The organism is Thiemannella venezuelensis (assembly GCF_014203605.1).
Lineage (GTDB): Bacteria > Actinomycetota > Actinomycetes > Streptosporangiales > Streptosporangiaceae > Planomonospora_A > Planomonospora_A venezuelensis.
Window position 1 is genome coordinate 173,604 of sequence record NZ_JACHJJ010000005.1, and the last position, 15,163, is coordinate 188,766.

Sequence of the window (15,163 nt, forward strand, 5' to 3'; positions counted from 1 at the left end):
TTTGCCCGCCCATGGGGCGGGGCCGGGGCCGCCGCGACCCCGGACGGCGAGGATGGTGGGGAAGACCCGATCCGCTCCGCGGAGGGAGAGGTCATGGAGATCGGTTACGTCGTGCTGTACGCCATAGGGATCCTGATCATCGGCGGGCTCGTGGGGTCGCTCCTCACCATCGTGCTGCACATGATCGCCGAAGAGAACAGGTTCCAGGGGCCGCTGCACCACTGATCACGCCGCGCGCCCTGCGGGTACGGGCGCCCCTCGGAGCCGGGGGAGACACGGTCCTCCCCGGCGGGCTCCCCGCCGCCCTCTCGCCGGCCGTGGCGGGGCGGGCCGCCGGTCCCTCCGGGAGGAGGGCGACGCGGATCACGACCCGTCCCCGCGCGGCCCGCGCCCGGGCGCCGAGAGCCCGATGGCGATGCCGGTGACGACCAGCGCGGCTCCGGCCAGGTCGGCCGCCGAGGGCGCGCCGAGGCCGAGCAGCGCGCCGGTCGCGATCGCGCCGACCGGGATCAGCCCGGCGAACAGGCCGGCCCTCGCCGGGCCGAGCCGGGGCAGCGCGTCGTACCAGAGGAAGAACGCCACGGTGGTCACGATGATCGACTGGTAGCCGAGCCCCGCCGCCTCGGCGAAGGTCGGCACGCGCACCATCCCGGCGCCGTCGATCAGCAGGCCGGCCGCCGCGAGCAGCGGCACGGCCAGCGCCGCGGAGTAGGCCGAGACCCGGATCGCGCCCAGCCTGGGCAGGAGCGGGAGGGCCAGCAGCGAGAAGCAGACCTCGCAGACCAGCGCGCCCAGGGACCAGAGCAGGCCGGGCAGGTCGCCGCTGCCCAGGCCGGTGGCGACCGTCGCCCCGGCCACCACCACGGCCGCCGCCCCGATCACCCGGGGTGAGGGGCGGCCGTCCAGCAGGGCGAGCGCCAGGGGGACGGTGCCGAGTACGGTGCCGACCAGGGCGGGGCCGCCGTGCCGGGTCGCCTCGATCACGCAGATGTTGAAGACGACGAGCCCCGTCAGGGAGAGCGCGGCCAGCAGGGCGGTCTCCCGGGGCGTCAGCCGTACCGGCCTCGGGCCCGCCACGCGGGCGACGGCCAGCAGGACGGCGGCGGCCAGGAGGTAGCGCAGCGCCTGGCCGCCGTAGAGCGGGTAGTCCTGGATCACACCGGCGACCCCCGCGAGGGTGCCCACCAGGAACATCGCACCGGCGGCCTGGGCGAGACCCCGGGTCTCGGTCCGTCGGATGATGACATCGGTGTTCATGTCGGGAATGCTAGGAAGCCAATGGTTCGCTCATTCAGTCCAATCGGCGAGCGGAGCAGAGGACCAATCCGGCCACCGGAACACCGCAAGACCGCCTTCCGGGAGCGCGACCCGGGACGCCGCGAGACGCGGGCCTCCGGAGGGCGATCACTCGCCCCGGGGCGCGGGCGCGAGAGGGGGAGCGTTGGCGGATCTGCATCTGGCCATCGACCGGACGGCGGGCGGGATCGCCGGGCAGATCGCCCGCGAACTGCGCGAGGCCGTACGGCGCGGCAGGCTCACGGCCGGGGAGCGGCTGCCCGCGAGCCGGGAGCTGGCCAGGGACCTGGGATTCTCGCGCGGCGTCGTGGTGGAGGCGTACGAGCAGCTGGTCGCCGAGGGGTTCCTGACCTCGAAGGTCGGCTCGGGAACGCACGTGGCCCCGGCGGCCTGCCGCGCCCCGGCGCCACCCGGCCCCGGCCCCGTACCGGGCCGGACGCCCGGCCTCCCGCCCCGGACCCCCGGTCCCATGCCCATGCCCGCTCCCGGTCCTGATCCCGTGCCCGCTCCCGGGCCCGTGCCGGCGGCTGCGGGGCCCGCGCCCGGGGGCCGCCCCCCGGGACGCCCGGCCCGGCGGGGCCCCCGGCCGGGCGGGGAAGACGGCGGCGCCCCGGACCCGGCGCCGGGCTACGAGTGCGACTACGGCCGCCGTCCCACCTCGCCCGACCTGGGGTGCTTCCCCCGCGAGCGGTGGCTGGCCTCGACCAGGAGGGTGCTCGCGGCGCTGCCCGCCGACGCGCTGGACTACGGCGACCCCGGCGGGGTCCCGGAACTGCGCGAGGAACTGGCGGCGTACCTGCGCCGGGTCCGCGGGGCCGAGGTCGGGCCGGAGAACCTGGTGATCGTCGGCGGGGTGGCCCAGGGGCTCAACCTCACGGTGCAGGCGCTCGCCGGGCGGCTTCCCGGCACCCGCCCGGACCCGGGCCGCCCGGTGCACGACCCGCGCCGCAGCCCCCCGGACGCCCCGGACCCGGGCCGCCCGGGGGACTGCGGCGCGGATGCGGGGACGCCGTCCCTCCGGACCCTGAGCCGGTTCGTCGACGGGTCCGCGCCCCCGCTCCCGCCGCCGGGCCGGATCCGGCTCGCGGTCGAGGACCCGACCGGCCTGCGCCAGCTGCCGCTGCTCCGCTCCGCCGGCGCGGACCCGGTCGCGGTCCCGGTGGACGGGGAGGGCGTCGACGTCGCGGCCCTCGCCGCGACGGGGGTCCGCGCGGTGCTGCTCACCCCCGCCCACCACTACCCCACCGGGGTGGTGCTCTCCCCGCGCCGCCGTGCGGAGCTGGTCGAATGGGCGGCGGCGACGGGCGCGACCATCCTGGAGGACGACTACGACGCCGAGTTCCGGTTCGACCGCGACCCGGTGGGCTGCCTGCAGGGGCTGGCCCCCGGCAGCGTGGTCCTGGCGGGGAGCGTCAGCAAGTCCCTGGCCCCCGGCCTCCGGCTGGGCTGGGTGGCGGCTCCGCCGCGGATCGCCGCCGCCGTACGGCTGGCGCGGGCGGAGCTCGACATGGGCTCCCCGGTGCTGGAGCAGCACACGCTGGCGGACTTCGTGCGGTCCGGTGCCTACGACCGGCACCTGAGGCGGATGCGCCGCGAGTACCGGAACCGGCGCGACACCCTCGTCCGCGCCCTGGCGCGGCACCTTCCGGAGATCACCGTGCGGGGCGTCTCCGCCGGGCTCCACCTGCTCGCCGAGCTGCCCCCGGGCTGGGACGAGCGGGCCGCCGCGCGGACGGCGCAGTCCTGCGGGCTCGCGGCCGAGCCGGTGGGGCCGATGCGGCACCGGCCGGGCCCGTCCGCACTGGTCATGGGCTTCGCCCGGCTCCCGGTCCACCGCGCCGACGAGGTGGTCCGGGGCTTCGCGCGCGGCCTTCCCCGCTGACCGCCCGCCGTACGGGCCGGACGCGGTCGTCCGCCCCGCGGGCCCGGCGGAGCGGGCCATGACGCGGGTTGATAGGTAGTTCATATGTCCTTACAAACTCTTGACGGCCTCCGGGCCGTCGCCTAGAACTGAGGTCAGCCGCTCACTCCTCGGAGGCATCATGCGCGTCGGTCTGCTGGGTCTCGGGCGAATAGGGGCTTTCCATGCCATGACGCTGGCCGCCCACCCCCGGGTCGACGAGCTGGTGGTGGCCGACGCGGACCCGGCGAGGGCGGCGGGAGCGGCCGCCGGACTGGGGGAGAAGGCCAGGACGGGGGAGGCGTTCGACGCCGACGCCGTGGTCATCGCCACCCCCACCGGCACCCACGCCGAGCTCCTGCTGAGGGCGTGCGCCGCCGGGCTCCCCGCGTTCTGCGAGAAACCCGCCGCCTCCGGGATCGACGACACCGTCCGGGTGCTGGAGGCGGCCGAGCGGAGCGGGACGGCCGTGCACATCGGCTTCCAGCGGCGCTTCGACGCCGGCCACGCCGAGGCCCGAAGGGCGTTGCGGGCCGGAGAGCTGGGCGAGCTCCACCGGGTCCACCTGGTCACCGCCGACCCGGCCCCGCCCGCGGCCGGCTACGTCGCGACCTCCGGCGGGATCTACCGCGACTGCCACATCCACGACTTCGACATCCTGCGCTGGGTCACCGGCCGGGAGGCCGTCACCGTCTACGCGACCGGCTCCAACCGGGGCGCGGCGTTCTTCGCCGAGGCGGGGGACGTCGACACCAGCGCCGCGCTCGTCACCATGGACGACGGCACACTGGCCACCCTCCAGGGCTCCCGCTACAACGGCGCCGGATACGACGTGCGGATGGAACTGGCCGGGACGCGGCGGACCCGGGTCGTCGGCCTCGGCCCCCGCGCCCCGCTGACCGCCTCCGAGGGCCTCCAGCCGGGCGGGGATCCGTGGCCGGACTTCGCCACCAGGTTCGCCCCGGCCTACGCGGCGGAGCTGGACGCGTTTCTCGCCGCCGCGGCGGGGGAGGCGGACGTTCCGTGCACGGTCGAGGACGCGCTGGCCGCGCTCTACCTCGCGGAGGCGGCGGACCTGTCGCTCCGCGAGGAACGGCCGGTCCGCGTGGCGGAGGTGGTCCGATGAGCGAGCGGGAGACGGCGTCCGGCGGCGTGGTCCGGGCGGCCGGCGCGCCCATCTCGTGGGGTGTCTGCGAGGTGCCGGGCTGGGGGCGCCAGCTGGACCGGTCGCGGGTGCTCGCGGAGATGGCGGACCTCGGCCTGACCGCCACCGAGCTGGGTCCCGCCGGGTTCCTGCCGCCCTCGCCGTCGCGGTGCCGCTCCCTCCTCGGCGGGTACGGCCTGCGCGCGGTCGGCGGCTTCGTCCCCGTGGTCCTCCACGAGCCCCGCCACGACCCGCTCCCGGAGGTCCGCGCGACCATGCGGGCCTTCAGGGAGGGGGATGTGGAGGCCGTCGTGCTGGCCGCGGCCACCGGAGGGGAGGGCTACGACGCCAAGCCCGCGCTGGACGCCGCGGGCTGGAAGACCCTGCTCGCCAACCTGGGCCGGATCCTCAGGGCCGCCAGGGAGTTCGGCCGCGCCGTCACCCTGCACCCGCACGTCGGGACCATGGTGGAGACCCGGCAGGAGGTGGACCGGGTGCTCGGCGGCAGCGCGGTCCCGCTCTGCCTGGACACCGGCCACCTGCTCATCGGCGGCACCGACCCCCTGGACCTCGTCCGCGCGGTCCCCGGCCGGATCGCCCACGTCCACCTCAAGGACGTCGACGCCGCCCTCGCCGAGCGGGTCCGGGCGGGCGGGCTCGGCTACACCCGGGCCGTGCGGGACGGGATCTACCGCCCGCTCGGCGAGGGCGACGTCGACGTGGCGGGCATCGTCACCGGCCTGGCGGCGGCCGGGTACAGCGGCTGGTACGTGCTGGAGCAGGACGTCGTCCTGGACTCGGAGGAGGCGGACCCCGCGCGGGACGTCCGCGCGAGCCTGGCCTACCTCCGGAGCCTCGCGTGACCGCGCCCGGGGGGTCCGCGGAGGCGGGGAACCGCACGGGCGCGGGCGGGCGGGAGCAGGAGGCCGGGCGGCCCGGGGGCGGGGCCGTACCCGTGGAGGTGCTGACGATCGGGCGGGTCGGGGTGGACGTCTACCCGCTCCAGGTGGGGGTCTCGCTGCGGGAGGTGGAGACCTTCGGCAAGTACCTGGGCGGCAGCCCGACCAACGTGGCGGTGGCCGCCGCCCGGCTGGGCCGCTCCAGCGCGGTGATCACCCGGACCGGGGCCGACCCGTTCGGGGCGTTCGTCCACGACGCGCTGCGCGCCTACGGCGTCGACGACCGCCACGTCACCGCGGTGCCCGGCCTGCCGACCCCGGTGACGTTCTGCGAGATCCGGCCGCCGGACGACTTCCCGCTCTACTTCTACCGGTACCCCAAGGCCCCCGACCTGGAGATCCTCCCCGAGGAGCTGGACCTGGCGGCGGTCGCCGGGGCGCAGCTGTTCTGGGCGACCGCGACCGGGCTCTCCGCGGAGCCGTCCCGCAGCGCGCACCTGGCGGCCTGGCGGGCGCGGGGGCGCGCGCCGTACACGGTGCTGGACCTGGACTACCGGCCGGCGTTCTGGCCGGACGAGCGGGCGGCCCGCGAGCGGGTGCGCGCGGTGCTCGGGCAGGTCACCGTCGCGGTCGGGAACGCGGAGGAGGCCGAGGTGGCCACCGGCACGCGCGAACCGCACCGGGCGGCACTGGCCCTGCTGGAGGCCGGGGCCGAGCTGGCGGTCGTCAAGCGGGGACCGGACGGGGTGCTCGGCATGACCGCCGGCGAGACGGTGGAGGTGCCGCCGGTGGCGGTCGAGGTGGTCAACGGGCTCGGCGCGGGCGACGCCTTCGGCGGGGCGCTCTGCCACGGCCTGCTGGCGGGCTGGCCGCTGGAGCGGACGCTGCGCTTCGCCAACGCGGCCGGGGCGATCGTGGCCGGGCGGCTGGCCTGCGCCCCCGCGATGCCCACGGTGGACGAGGTGCTGGCCGTCCTCGGCGGGGGACGCCCGGACCGCGGGCCGGAGGACGGGCGGTGAGCGGGACCGGCGCCGGCCGGGGCGGGCGGGGCCCGGCGGGCGCGGCCGGGCACGCCGCGGGCCTGCCGGAGGAGGAGCACCGGAGACTGCTGGAGACCAGGGCGCGCTTCCCCTGGCGGATCGCCGAGGCCGCCGCGGCCCGGCGGCGGCGGGGCCTGCTGGAGGGCCGGGACCGGCTCCTGATCATCGCGGCCGACCACGCGGCCAGGGGCGTGCTCGGCGCCGGGAGCCGCCCCCTGGCCATGGGCAGCCGGCTCGACCTGCTCCAGCGGCTCCGTGTGGCGCTGTCCAGGCCGGGCGTGGACGGGCTGCTGGCCACGCCCGACGTCGTCGAGGACCTGCTGCTGCTCGGCGCGCTGGACGACAAGATCGTCATCGGCTCGATGAACCGCGGCGGCGTGCACGGCACCGCGTTCGAGTTCGACGACCGCTTCACCGCCTACGACGCCGCGGCCATCGCCCGGATGGGCCTGGACGGGGGCAAGATGCTCTGCCGGATCGGCGTCGACGAGCCCGCCACCGCCGCCACCCTCGAAGCCTGCGGCCGGGCGGTGACCGAGCTGGCCGCGCGCGGGCTGGTCGCGCTGGTGGAGCCGTTCTGGTCGCGCCGGGTGGACGGGGAGGTCACCCACGACCTGTCCGCCGAGGGCGTCATCCGGTCCGTGCACGTCGGCCAGGGGCTCGGCGCGACCTCCGCGCACACCTGGCTGAAGCTCCCGGTCGTGGACGAGATGGAGCGGGTGATGCGCGCGACCACCCTGCCCACGCTGCTGCTCGGCGGCGATCCGGGCGACGCGGCCGCCTCGGCGTACGCCGCCTGGCGCGAGGCGCTGCGCCTGCCCGGCGTCCGGGGGCTTGTGGTGGGCCGCGCGTTGCTGTACCCCTCCGATGACGACGTGGCGGCGGCGGTGGACACCGCGGCGGCGATGCTGGAGGCGGCATGAGGCAACGATCACACCGGCGCGGCGCGGCCGCGCCCTGTCCCGGCGGAGCGCGGCCCGGGGAGGCGCGATGACGTTCATCCCGGCCGGCAGCACGGCGCTGGCCCCCTGGGCGCTGTGGATCACGCCGGAGACGGCCGGCTGGGCCTACACCGGGCTCCGCCTGCTCCACCTGTCCGGCGAGACGGTCGAGTTCGCCACCGGCGGGGAGGAGATGCTGGTCCTGCCGCTCTCGGGCGGGTGCGCGGTCGAGTGCGACGGAGTGCGGCTCACGCTCCGCGGCAGGGACTCGGTCTTCCACGCGGTCTCCGACTTCGCCTACCTCCCGGTCGAGGCGACGGTCCGGATCACCGGGGAGGGCCGGTTCGCCCTCCCCACGGCCCGCGCGTCCCGGCGCCTGCCCGTCCGGTACGGCCCCGCCGACCGGGTCCCGGTGGAGGTGCGCGGCGCCGGGCAGGCCAGCCGCCAGGTCAACAACTTCTGCGCCCCGGACGCCTTCGAGTGCGACAAGCTCGTCGCGGTCGAGGTGCTCACCCCCGGCGGGAACTGGTCGTCCTACCCGCCGCACAAGCACGACGAGGCCTCCGAGCACGAGGCCGTGCTGGAGGAGATCTACTACTTCGAGGGCGGCCCCGGCTACCAGCGGGTGTACGGCACGCACGACACGCTGGCCGAGGTGTCCGGCGGCGACGTGGTGCTCGTCCCGCACGGCTACCACGGCCCGTCGATGGCGGCCCCCGGCTACGACCTGTACTACCTGAACGTGCTGGCCGGACCCGCCGAGAAGCGGTCCATGGCCTTCCGCGACGACCCCCGGCACGCATGGGTCCGCTCCTCCTGGGCAGGCAGGCAGGCCGACCCCCGGGTCCCGATGACGAGGGCGCCGCGCTGACCCGGCGGGCGCCCAGGCCCGACCCCGCCCCGGGACGCGACGTCCCGGGGCCGCTCCTGCAGGAGGCGGGATGAGGCTCACGGTGGCACAGGCGCTGGTGCGGTTCCTGGCGAACCAGTGGTCGGAGCGCGACGGCGCCGAGCAGCGGCTGATCGCCGGCGTCTTCGGCATCTTCGGCCACGGCAACGTGGCGGGTGTCGGCCAGGCCCTGGCCGAGCAGGGCGCGGGCACCGGCGGCCCGCTCCCGTACTACCTGGCCCGCAACGAGCAGGCCATGGTGCACACCGCCGCCGGCTACGCCCGGATGCGCGACCGGCTGTCCACCTTCGCCTGCACCACCTCGATCGGCCCCGGCGCCACCAACCTGGTCACCGGGGCGGCGCTGGCCACGGTCAACCGCCTCCCCGTGCTGCTGCTGCCCGGCGACGTCTTCGCCACCCGCGCCGCGGGCACGGTCCTGCAGGAGCTGGAGGACCCGCGCTCCCACGGCGTGACGGTCAACGACGCGCTCCGCCCGGTCTCCCGCTTCTTCGACCGGATCGACCGTCCCGAGCAGCTGCCCCCCGCGCTGCTCGCCGCGATGCGGGTGCTGACCGACCCGGCCGAGACCGGCGCCGTCACCCTGGCGCTCCCCCAGGACGTGCAGGCCGAGGCCTTCGACTGGCCCGGGGAGCTGTTCGCCCGGCGCGTCTGGCACGTGGCCAGGCCGGTTGCCGAACCCGCCGCACTGGCCAGGGCGCTCGACCTGGTCCGCGCCTCGCACCGGCCGCTGATCGTCGCCGGGGGCGGGGCCGTCTACAGCGGGGCCTGCGAGGAGCTGGCCGGCTTCGCCGCGCGGCACGGCGTGCCGGTGGCCGAGACGCAGGCGGGCAAGGGCGCCGTGCCGTACGACCACCCCTGCGCGGTCGGCGCGGTCGGCCACACCGGGACCGCCGCCGCCAACGCCCTGGCGCGCGAGGCGGACCTGGTCATCGGCGTCGGCACCCGCTACAGCGACTTCACCACCGCCTCCCGGACCCTCTTCGGGCGGGCCCGGTTCCTCAACGTCAACGTGGCCGCCTTCGACGCGGCCAAGAACTCCGGGCGGACGCTGGTGGCCGACGCCCGCGAGGCGCTGCGGGCGCTGGAGCTCCCCGGCTGGACGGCCGACCCGGGCTGGACCGCGAGGGCGAGCGCGCTCACCCACGACTGGCAGGAGCAGGTCGCCCTGCTCACGACGGGCGAGACGCTGACCCAGCCGGTCGTGCTCGGCATGGTCAACGAGGTGGCCCGCCCGTCCGACGTGGTGGTCAACGCCGCCGGGTCCATGCCGGGCGACCTGCACCGGCTGTGGCGGGCCCGCGACCCGAAGGGCTACCACGTCGAGTACGGCTACTCCTGCATGGGCTACGAGATCGCCGGAGGGCTCGGGGTGAAGCTCGCCGCCCCGGAGCGCGAGGTGTTCGTGCTGGTCGGCGACGGGTCCTACCTGATGATGGCGCAGGAGATCGCCACCGCCGTGCAGGAGGGCGTCAAGCTCGTGATCGTCCTGGTGGACAACCGCGGGTTCGCCTCGATCGGCGGGCTCTCGGAGTCGGTCGGGGCGCGGCGGCTCGGGACCGCCTACCGGATGCGCGGCCCGGCGGGGGAGCTGGACGGCGCGCTCGTCCCGGTCGACCTGGCCGCCAACGCGGCCAGCCTGGGCGCCGACGTGCTGCGCGCCGACGGCCCCGAGTCGCTCCGGGTGGCCCTGGCCAAGGCGCGCGAGTCCACCCGGACCACCGTCGTGTACGCCGAGACCGTTCCCGGTCCGGGCCCGGCGACCACGGCCTGGTGGGACGTGCCGGTCGCGGAGGTGTCCGGCGACGGGGAGGTACGGCGGGCACGCGCGGCCTACGAGCAGGCCAGAAGAGACCAGCGGCCCTACCTGTAGGCCGCGCCGGTCAGGGAGCCGCCGCCGGCGTGGTCGCGGACCTGGGCTGGAAGCCCCCGGCGAGGAAGACGATCAGCGCCACCGTGATTGCGGCGGGCACGAACGCCGCCCGCGCGCTCACGGTGTCGTTGACCGTCCCGACCACGGCCGCGCCGACCAGGAACCCGACGTAGTTGAACAGGTTGACCCGGGCGATCGCCGTCTCCGCCCCGGAGCCCAGCCGGCCGGCGGCCGAGAACGACTGCGGGGCGATGATCGACAGGCCGACGCCGACGAGGCCGAAGGAGACCACGGCCACCACGGGGCCCGGCGCGACGACGACGCCGAGCGTGCCCAGCGCCGCGATCACCGCGCCCGCGCGGACCACGGGGGCCGGGCCGTACCGGCGCACCGCGAGGTCCCCGGGGACCCGCGCGAGGAGCATCGCCGCCTGGTAGGCGAGGTAGGCGAAGGGGACCAGCCAGCCGGTCGCCGACAGCGCCTTCTCCATGTAGACGGTGCCGTAGTTGGAGACCGCGGCGTCGCCGACGTAGAGGAAGGCCATCGCCAGGCAGAGCGGGATGATCGGCCGCCACGGCGCCCGGGCCGCCGTCTCCGCGGCCTGCGCCGTCGCCCGTTCCTCCGCGCGGTCGTAGAGGCGGGGGAGCATGGCCAGCGAGATGACCGCGCCGATCACCACCGGGACGGAGAACGACCAGGCCAGGTCCACGCCGAGCGCGCTGAAGGCGGAGTTGAAGGCGGCCCCCAGCATCGAGCCGACGCTCCACACCGCGTGGAAGCCGGTCAGCACGCTCATGCCGTAGGTGCGCTCGACCGCGACCGCCTGCATGTTCATCGCCGCGTCGACCGCCCCGACGGCGAGGCCGAACGCGGCGCTCAGCGCGTACAGGCCGGCGAGCGAGCCGTTCCAGCCCTGCAGGACCACGACGGCGCAGACGGCGAGCTGGGAGACGCGCAGCACGGGGGCGCTGCCGTACCGGGCGGCGAGGGAGCCCGCGGCCACGCTCCCGACACCGGCGATCACCGGCACCAGGAGCAGGACCAGGGTGAGGTCGGTGTCGCTCAGCCCGAACTTGTGCTGCAGGTCGATCACATGGGTGAGCAGCGTGGCGAAGCACAGTCCCTGGACGAAGAACGCGGCCCAGGTCGCCACCCGGACCTGCCTGTCGCGCGGGGCCGGGGCCTGCGCCTGGTTGACGTGCGGGGTCGGCACCACGACCTCCAGAGAACATGAGGGGGGGTCAAGTTCTCGGCCAGGGTAAGGGGGCGGTTCCCCGGGGTCAATGGCCGCTCACCGGCACCGCCGCCCGCCGGGACCCGCCGGAGCCTCGGAGGGGGCCTTCGCCGGGCCCGCGGGGCCTCGGAGGACCCGGGCCGGGCCGTTCCGTTAGGGTTCTCCCGTGCGAGCGGCAGGAGAACGGCGCAGGGGGTACGCGGCCGGGCAGGCACGCCGGGAGCGCATCCTGGCGATCGCGCTGCAGGAGTTCGCGGAGAACGGCTACCGGGGCGCCTCGCTCGCCCGCATCGCCGAGCGGGCCGAGATATCCCAGGCCGGGCTGCTGCACCACTTCCGCAGCAAGGAACGGCTGCTGATCGCCGTGCTGGAGTACCGCGACGAGCTGGACGTGCGCCGCTACAGCGCCGACGCCCGGCCTGCGGGGGGCCTGCGCGCGCTGGACGACCTGGTCGACCTGGTCGAGCGCAACTCCCGCGTCCCCGGCCTCGTCCAGCTGTTCACCGTGATGAGCGGCGAGGCCGTCACCGCCGACCACCCCGGCCACGAGTGGGCCCGCGAGCGCTACCGGCGGCTCCGCGACGAGGTGAGCCGGGTGCTGGGGCGGGCGGTGGAGGAGGGCGAGCTCCGGGCGGACATCGACCCCGAGGCGCACGCGGCCCGGCTGATCGCCATGATGGACGGCCTGCAGAACCAGTGGCTCCTCGACCCGGACAGGGTGGACATGGCCGCCCTCTTCCGGGGCCACATCGCCGACCTCGTCGCCGCGCTCCGCCCCCGGTGACCCCGTCCCCGGTGACCCCGCCCCCGCACGTCCCGGCAGGGCTTATCGTCGAAGGGTGGACTTCTCCTGGCCTCCCGCGATCCGTGACGACACGCCCGAGCCGCGCCCCGGCGACCTGCGGGCCGGAGACGCCGACCGGGAGCGGATCGCCGAGGTCCTCAACGACGCGCTCGGCGACGGGCGGCTGACCCGCGACGAGCACGAGGAGCGGATCGAGCGCCTCTACCGCTCCCGCACGCTCGGCGAGATCGCCACCCTCACCACCGACCTGCTCCCGCCCGAGGCGCAGCCGCTGCGGACCGACGTCCGCCCGGTGACGGCCTTCTTCGGCTCGGAGGAGCGCTCGGGCCGATGGGTGGTGCCGACGCGCTTCTCCGCCACCGCCGTCTGCGCCAACGTCACCCTGGACCTGCGCGAGGCGCTGCTCCAGTCCGGCCACGTGACCCTCCAGGTCACCGTGATGGCGGGGACGCTCACGCTGATCGTGCCGGAGGGCGTGCGGATCGAGATGCCGGCCTCGTCCTTCATGGGCGGGAAGAAGAACCAGGTCCCGCCCTCCCCGGACGGGCCGGTCATCGAGATCACCGGGACCGTCGCCCTGGGCAGCATCGTCGCCAAGTCCCCCAAGCGGCCCCGCCGCCCCTGGTTCCGCCGCTGACCGGAGTTCCGCCGCCGGCCTGGCGACCGGGCGGGCGGGGGCCCGCGCCCGTCCGGGCGAGGCACGGGCCCCCGGCCGCGCTGCGGGCGCCGTGCCGGACGGGACCGCTCCCGGCGGGCGTCAGACCGCGGTGTCGAAGTTGATCGCGCTGTAGGCGCGCAGCTTCCAGAGCTGGTGCTCGCTCTCGATCTTGCGGATCGTGCCGGACCGGCCGCGCATGACCAGGGAGTTGGTCACGGCGTGGCCGCCCCGGTAGCGCACGCCCTGCATGATCTCGCCGTCGGTGATCCCGGTCGCCGCGAAGAACACGTCGTCGGACCTGACCAGGTCGTCGGTGGTCAGCGTGGCGTCCAGGTCGAGCCCCGCGTCCAGCGCCCGGCGGCGCTCGGCGTCGTCCTGCGGCCAGAGCCTGCCCTGGATCACGCCGCCCAGGCACTTGAGCGCGCAGGCCGCGATGATGCCCTCGGGCGTGCCGCCGATGCCGAGCATCAGGTCGACGCCGGTGCCCCCCCGGGCCGCCATGATCGCGCCGGCCACGTCGCCGTCGGTGATGAGCTTGATCCGCGCGCCGGTCTCCCGGATCTCCCTGATGATCTTCTCGTGCCGGGGCCGGTCGAGGATGACCACGGTGACGTCCGAGGACTCGCCGCCCTTGGCCCGCGCCACCGCGGCGATGTTGTCGGCCACCGGCGCGTTGATGTCCACCGAGGAGGCCGCCTCCGGGCCGGTCACCAGCTTGTCCATGTAGAAGACGGCCGAGGGGTCGTACATCGAGCCGCGCTCGCTGACCGCGATGACCGAGACGGCGTTCGGCATGCCCAGCGCGGTGAGCCGGGTGCCGTCGATCGGGTCCACCGCCACGTCGCACTCGGCGCCGCTGCCGTCGCCCACGGACTCGCCGTTGTAGAGCATCGGCGCGTTGTCCTTCTCCCCCTCGCCGATCACCACGACGCCGTTCATCGAGACCGTGTTGATCAGCTGGCGCATCGCGTTGACGGCCGCCCCGTCGGCGCCGTTCTTGTCACCGCGCCCCACCCAGCGGGCCGCGGCCATCGCGGCCGCCTCGGTCACCCGGACCAGTTCGAGGGCCAGGTTGCGATCAGGCGCGTGCTCGCCCGTGGCGAGGGCGGCGGGGACGGACGTCTGCTCGGACATGGCGGAAAGCCCCTCTCGTGGATTCTGACCTCGATCGTAGTTGCCCCCTCCTGACCGGGCGGAGGAGGATAATGTGTGGCCACTATGAGCAGCTACAGGAACGGCCGGTGACGAGGGTGACCGCACGGACGTCCGAGCGGGGCGCCGCCACGCGGGTCGCGCTCCTGGCGGCGGCCAGGGAGACCTTCGTCACGAGCGGGTTCGCCGAGGCGGGCGTCACCGACGTGGTGGCGCGCGCCGGCGCGAGCGTGGGCAGCCTCTACCACCACTTCTCCGGCAAGGCCGACCTCTACCTCACGCTCTTCGAGGAGTTCCAGGCCCGGCAGACCCAGCGGACCAAGCAGGCGGTGCAGGAGGCCAGGACCGGCGGCGAGACCGACCCGATGCGGTTGTTCGTCGCCGGAGCCCGCGCCTACCTGGAGGGCTGCCTGGCCGAGCGCGAGCTCTCCGCCCTGTTCCTGCGCGGCGACGGCCCGCCCGGCTTCGAGATCATCATGCGCGACCGGCTCCGCCAGTGGGCCAAGCGCAACGCCACCCTGTTCGAGGGCGACGAGGGGGCGCTGGTCGTGGTCCTCACCGGCGCGCTCGCCGCCGCGGTCTCCGAGGTCGCCCTCTCCGAGGACGAGGACGCCTCCCGCAGGCTCGCCGACGACGTGCTGGCCATCATCGGGCAGATCCACCGCCCCGCGGAGCGCCCCTGACAGCGGACCACCCGCCGGGGCGGGTAGTCTCGCCACTCGTGCAACGGTTCACTCAGGGTTTCTACGGCTACGCCTTCGCGATGGCGGTCTGCCTCGCCGGCGTCCTGGCCTTCCTGTTCGTCACCCCGTACAGCACCACTCCGCACATCCCCCGGGTGGACTACACGATCGACGTGGCCAACATGCGCCGCGCCGCGCCGTACCAGGTCTGGACGCCGGAGCCGGTGCCGGCGGGCTGGATCCCCAACAGCTCCCGGATGACGGACGCCAAGGGCGTGGTGACCTGGCGGCTCGGCTTCGCCACGGCCGAGCAGAAGCACGCCATGCTCATCCAGAGCGACGAGAGGCCGGCGGCCGAGTTCGCCAACCGGATGGCCAACAGCGACCGGGCCACCGGCACCGTCCAGATCGCCGGCGAGACCTGGGAGCAGCGCTACCGCGAGGACAAGAACCAGCGCTCGCTGGTACGGCTCCTGCCCGACGCCACCCTCGTCGTCACCGGCACCGCCGGGTGGGACGAGCTCACCGCCCTGGCGACCTCCCTCAAGCAGCAGCCCAAGCCCGCCGGGAGCCCCGCCCCCACGGCCACTCCCGTTCCCGCGGCCACCCCCACCGCCACGGGCTGAGG

General features: G+C 75.6%; 15 protein-coding genes. 12 read left to right on the forward strand and 3 right to left on the reverse strand.

Going from position 1 to position 15,163, the window contains the following annotated elements:
- Positions 1–93: 93 nt before the first annotated feature.
- On the forward strand, positions 94–225 hold the full coding sequence (locus FHS22_RS37935; protein WP_260407831.1) for a hypothetical protein: 132 nt from the start codon (positions 94–96) through the stop codon (positions 223–225).
- Positions 226–363: 138 nt separating this feature from the next.
- Here the strand turns inward: FHS22_RS37935 and FHS22_RS10300 are convergent, their stop codons facing one another.
- Positions 364–1,257, reverse strand: coding sequence for a DMT family transporter (locus FHS22_RS10300; RefSeq protein ID WP_184940490.1), 894 nt, complete (start codon positions 1,255–1,257; stop codon positions 364–366).
- A gap of 184 nt (positions 1,258–1,441) precedes the next feature.
- Here FHS22_RS10300 and FHS22_RS10305 point away from each other — a divergent pair, with 184 nt between their 5' ends.
- From FHS22_RS10305 to iolD, 7 genes are all read left to right on the forward strand, one after another.
- Positions 1,442–3,178, forward strand: coding sequence for an aminotransferase-like domain-containing protein (locus tag FHS22_RS10305; RefSeq protein WP_184940492.1), 1,737 nt, complete (start codon positions 1,442–1,444; stop codon positions 3,176–3,178).
- A gap of 160 nt (positions 3,179–3,338) precedes the next feature.
- The gene (locus FHS22_RS10310; protein WP_184940494.1) at positions 3,339–4,322 is read left to right on the forward strand and encodes a Gfo/Idh/MocA family protein; all 984 of its coding nucleotides are present in this window, start codon (positions 3,339–3,341) and stop codon (positions 4,320–4,322) included.
- Positions 4,319–5,203 carry a TIM barrel protein gene (locus FHS22_RS10315; RefSeq protein ID WP_184940496.1) on the forward strand — a complete coding sequence of 295 codons (885 nt, stop codon included), beginning with the start codon at positions 4,319–4,321 and terminating at the stop codon, positions 5,201–5,203. Before FHS22_RS10310 ends, FHS22_RS10315 begins: the two co-directional genes overlap by 4 nt.
- Before the next feature lie 92 nt (positions 5,204–5,295).
- Positions 5,296–6,258: a 5-dehydro-2-deoxygluconokinase gene (gene iolC, locus FHS22_RS10320; RefSeq protein ID WP_184940771.1), complete on the forward strand. Its 963-nt coding sequence runs from the start codon at positions 5,296–5,298 to the stop codon at positions 6,256–6,258.
- 62 nt (positions 6,259–6,320) lie between these two features.
- Positions 6,321–7,202: a Cgl0159 family (beta/alpha)8-fold protein gene (locus FHS22_RS10325; protein WP_184940773.1), complete on the forward strand. Its 882-nt coding sequence runs from the start codon at positions 6,321–6,323 to the stop codon at positions 7,200–7,202.
- Positions 7,203–7,269: 67 nt separating this feature from the next.
- Positions 7,270–8,091 (forward strand): 5-deoxy-glucuronate isomerase, encoded by an 822-nt coding sequence (gene iolB, locus FHS22_RS10330; RefSeq protein ID WP_184940497.1) that lies wholly within the window; start codon positions 7,270–7,272, stop codon positions 8,089–8,091.
- Between the two features lie 70 nt (positions 8,092–8,161).
- The gene (gene iolD, locus FHS22_RS10335; RefSeq protein ID WP_184940499.1) at positions 8,162–10,003 is read left to right on the forward strand and encodes a 3D-(3,5/4)-trihydroxycyclohexane-1,2-dione acylhydrolase (decyclizing); all 1,842 of its coding nucleotides are present in this window, start codon (positions 8,162–8,164) and stop codon (positions 10,001–10,003) included.
- A 10-nt stretch (positions 10,004–10,013) separates the two neighbouring features.
- On the opposite strand, the gene FHS22_RS10340 is transcribed toward iolD, so the two are convergent.
- The gene (locus FHS22_RS10340; RefSeq protein ID WP_184940500.1) at positions 10,014–11,216 is read right to left on the reverse strand and encodes an MFS transporter; all 1,203 of its coding nucleotides are present in this window, start codon (positions 11,214–11,216) and stop codon (positions 10,014–10,016) included.
- Positions 11,217–11,403: 187 nt separating this feature from the next.
- Here FHS22_RS10340 and FHS22_RS10345 point away from each other — a divergent pair, with 187 nt between their 5' ends.
- Together FHS22_RS10345 and FHS22_RS10350 are read left to right on the forward strand one after the other, a co-directional pair.
- On the forward strand, positions 11,404–12,021 hold the full coding sequence (locus FHS22_RS10345) for a TetR/AcrR family transcriptional regulator (RefSeq protein WP_184940502.1): 618 nt from the start codon (positions 11,404–11,406) through the stop codon (positions 12,019–12,021).
- A 55-nt stretch (positions 12,022–12,076) separates the two neighbouring features.
- A complete protein-coding gene (locus FHS22_RS10350) occupies positions 12,077–12,679 on the forward strand; it encodes a DUF1707 SHOCT-like domain-containing protein (protein WP_184940503.1) in 603 nt (200 codons plus the stop codon).
- A 120-nt stretch (positions 12,680–12,799) separates the two neighbouring features.
- Here the strand turns inward: FHS22_RS10350 and glpX are convergent, their stop codons facing one another.
- Positions 12,800–13,834 carry a class II fructose-bisphosphatase gene (gene glpX, locus FHS22_RS10355; protein ID WP_184940505.1) on the reverse strand — a complete coding sequence of 345 codons (1,035 nt, stop codon included), beginning with the start codon at positions 13,832–13,834 and terminating at the stop codon, positions 12,800–12,802.
- A 71-nt stretch (positions 13,835–13,905) separates the two neighbouring features.
- Here glpX and FHS22_RS10360 point away from each other — a divergent pair, with 71 nt between their 5' ends.
- Both FHS22_RS10360 and FHS22_RS10365 read left to right on the forward strand, forming a co-directional pair.
- The gene (locus FHS22_RS10360) at positions 13,906–14,535 is read left to right on the forward strand and encodes a TetR/AcrR family transcriptional regulator (protein ID WP_184940507.1); all 630 of its coding nucleotides are present in this window, start codon (positions 13,906–13,908) and stop codon (positions 14,533–14,535) included.
- A 38-nt stretch (positions 14,536–14,573) separates the two neighbouring features.
- On the forward strand, positions 14,574–15,161 hold the full coding sequence (locus tag FHS22_RS10365; RefSeq protein WP_184940508.1) for a DUF4245 domain-containing protein: 588 nt from the start codon (positions 14,574–14,576) through the stop codon (positions 15,159–15,161).
- Positions 15,162–15,163: the final 2 nt, after the last annotated feature.

Bases quoted from the DNA above. Each gene is read 5' to 3' on its own strand.
- FHS22_RS37935 (WP_260407831.1), top strand. From the start codon at position 94: ATGGAGATCGGTTACGTCGTGCTGTACGCCATAGGGATCCTGATCATC.
- FHS22_RS10300 (WP_184940490.1), bottom strand. From the start codon at position 1,257: ATGAACACCGATGTCATCATCCGACGGACCGAGACCCGGGGTCTCGCC.
- FHS22_RS10310 (WP_184940494.1), top strand. From the start codon at position 3,339: ATGCGCGTCGGTCTGCTGGGTCTCGGGCGAATAGGGGCTTTCCATGCC.
- FHS22_RS10315 (WP_184940496.1), top strand. From the start codon at position 4,319: ATGAGCGAGCGGGAGACGGCGTCCGGCGGCGTGGTCCGGGCGGCCGGC.
- iolB (WP_184940497.1), top strand. From the start codon at position 7,270: ATGACGTTCATCCCGGCCGGCAGCACGGCGCTGGCCCCCTGGGCGCTG.
- iolD (WP_184940499.1), top strand. From the start codon at position 8,162: ATGAGGCTCACGGTGGCACAGGCGCTGGTGCGGTTCCTGGCGAACCAG.
- glpX (WP_184940505.1), bottom strand. From the start codon at position 13,834: ATGTCCGAGCAGACGTCCGTCCCCGCCGCCCTCGCCACGGGCGAGCAC.
- FHS22_RS10360 (WP_184940507.1), top strand. From the start codon at position 13,906: ATGTGTGGCCACTATGAGCAGCTACAGGAACGGCCGGTGACGAGGGTG.